The sequence below is a fragment of the Streptococcus sp. 79 genome (assembly GCF_013277425.1).
Classification (GTDB): Bacteria; Bacillota; Bacilli; order Lactobacillales; family Streptococcaceae; genus Streptococcus; species Streptococcus pseudopneumoniae.
This window is the reverse complement of the sequence record NZ_VMMW01000013.1, coordinates 1-2,245: the sequence shown is the minus strand read 5'-3', so window position 1 is coordinate 2,245 and position 2,245 is coordinate 1. Positions and strand designations below refer to the sequence as shown.

Annotated in this window: 1 protein-coding gene and 2 pseudogenes; 1 reads left to right on the top strand and 2 read right to left on the bottom strand. The window is 38.4% G+C overall.

The features are described from left to right. Together HT729_RS11905 and HT729_RS03090 are read right to left on the bottom strand one after the other, a co-directional pair. Positions 1 to 154, bottom strand: a pseudogene (locus HT729_RS11905) (IS630 family transposase); the annotation flags it as partial. Between the two features lie 229 nt (positions 155 to 383). Continuing rightward, positions 384 to 1,577: an O-antigen ligase gene (locus HT729_RS03090; RefSeq protein WP_014017345.1), complete on the bottom strand. Its 1,194-nt coding sequence runs from the start codon at positions 1,575 to 1,577 to the stop codon at positions 384 to 386. Between the two features lie 387 nt (positions 1,578 to 1,964). Here HT729_RS03090 and HT729_RS03085 point away from each other — a divergent pair. Continuing rightward, positions 1,965 to 2,245: pseudogene (locus HT729_RS03085) on the top strand (helix-turn-helix domain-containing protein); the annotation flags it as partial.

Below are 2,245 nucleotides of genomic sequence, written 5' to 3'. Positions count from 1 at the left end.
CCACAAAGAAATCGCTTGTCCTGCTGTTCTTGTAAATCATGGGAGCTATAAACTCTCCGTCTACTTGTCCTGCAACAATTGAAGTTCGCTCAAAACGACGTCCGCTAATCTTTTCATAGACTTTCTCCCCTCTAGGAGCCCCTGCATAAGGACGAGGGAGCGCTATTGTATAATAGATTGAAACTAGAATAGTACACCTCTACTTCTAAAACATTGTTAGAAATCTATTTGACTGTCCTGATTGATTCATCCTGTTCTTATCTCATTTCACTATATTCACCGGTAGTGAATCTCTACAGAGGACTTACACCTCAGATGCACGACATGCCCATCGTATAAAAAAATCTCCTACCCAAGGTAGAAGAATTTTAATCTTATAAAACTTAATCCGTCATGTCCGATACCAAAGTTCGATGCTCCAATGGAATACTGCACATAACTAGCAAGAAAATAAAGCCTGACTGAATCCAGAAGAGAGCCAAGTCAAAAATTCCGTGCACAGCAACCACTGTAAGGAAAGATAGATAAAGGCCGATAATCGGACGTTTCCCCGACTCCTGACTCATATCCATCATCAAGCGAACAGGAGCAACAGAAGACAAAACTAATAAAATAGTCCCCACAATTCCGTAACTCAGAATCGTATCAATATAAAGGCTATGAGCATGTTCATGATAAGGAGCATGTATCCGAGGATACGAGTGCATGTAGGTCAATGGCCCCTCACCCCAAAAAGGATTTTGCTTAAACAAGGCCATCCCAGCATCCCAAATAGAAATTCGTTCTTCCATAGAAGAATCTAAAGTCCCCATCCGAACTCCCAAATCACTGGAAAAGAGGAAGCTCAAGCCAATCGCAAATACCCCAATACTAAGCCAAAAGGCCTTCCAGTTTTTAATAGTCGTAAAGAGATAGATGATTGCTCCAGCGATAATAGCAGGAAAAGCAGTTCGATTTTGCGTAAAGTTCAATCCAAAGAGATTAACAAAGCCTGCAATCACACAGAATACTTTCAACCAATTCAACTTGGTCGTTGTAAATAGATAGAAAGCAATCATGATACAGAAACAACAAATAATTCCATAATAATTAGGATTAAAGAAGGTCACTTCTGCACGATTCTGATGCCACACCTGCATATTGGGTGAAAGAAAAGCATAGTTGAATTTCTTCACAATTTGGAAATGTTCTAAACTCGCAAAAGCAGCTGACAAGACGCTACCAAACAAGACGAGCTGCAAAATTAATCGAAAGAATTTATGTGATAAAATCGACTGATATTGCAAAAATAAAATAGCAAACAAAAACATTCCTACTGAAGCCACAAGACCCATCCAATTTTGTGCAAGAATGGATATAACAGTACTATAGCCAAGAAAAAGAAGCAGCATCGGATGCTCCCCCATTTTCTGAAGAATACTTTTCATGTCTCCTGTAAAAATCAAACTGATAATATATAAACAGAATACAACTACAAAAAGATAAAAGGGCAAAAAGATACTCAGGATAATTCCCAATAAAATCAGCTCTTTACTAGACAACCCTATCAGCTTTTCAATAAAGCCTATTGATTTCAAAATGAATCCTTTCTCTCCAAATCAGCTGATTCAGATAATAGTAAGCTATCCTATATTGTACCACTTTTTTAACAATTTGAAAACAAAGGAAACGTTTTCCAAAATAAAATGTAATTCGAATGTGATAATTGAAAGTTCTATAATGAAGTTAGCCACCCAGCCCTCCTAAAAATTAGATGGTTCAACTAGCTGATAGCTAGCACTCGATTTCATTTGATAAGAGGCTTGATGCTGTTAGGCTGACAAGCCAAGGCTAAGATTAGCCTTGGTTTAGCTGACAAAACTGCTTCAAGGGTTCCTCTTGTCAAATGAAAGCTCTTCTAGGCATAAGAAAACACCTCTGTGTTATACTTGTTGTTCAATCACAAACACAAGAAAGGCACAGAGATGCAAAACCATTATACTACAAAAGCCAAACATTTGACAATCGATAGCCGTCGCTTAATCGAACGATGAAAAAAGGAAGGGAAATCAAATAGAGAAATCGCCTCTTTACTTGGAAAAGCTCACCAAACTATCCATACTGAAATCAAGCGTGGGACAGTCCGACAATGACTTGGAAAAGGACGCTTTAAAGAGGTTTATGCTGCCGACTATGCTCAACAGTCTTATGAAAATAATCGCAAGCACTCGGCCAGGAAATCAAGATTCAACACGGAGCTGAAGTA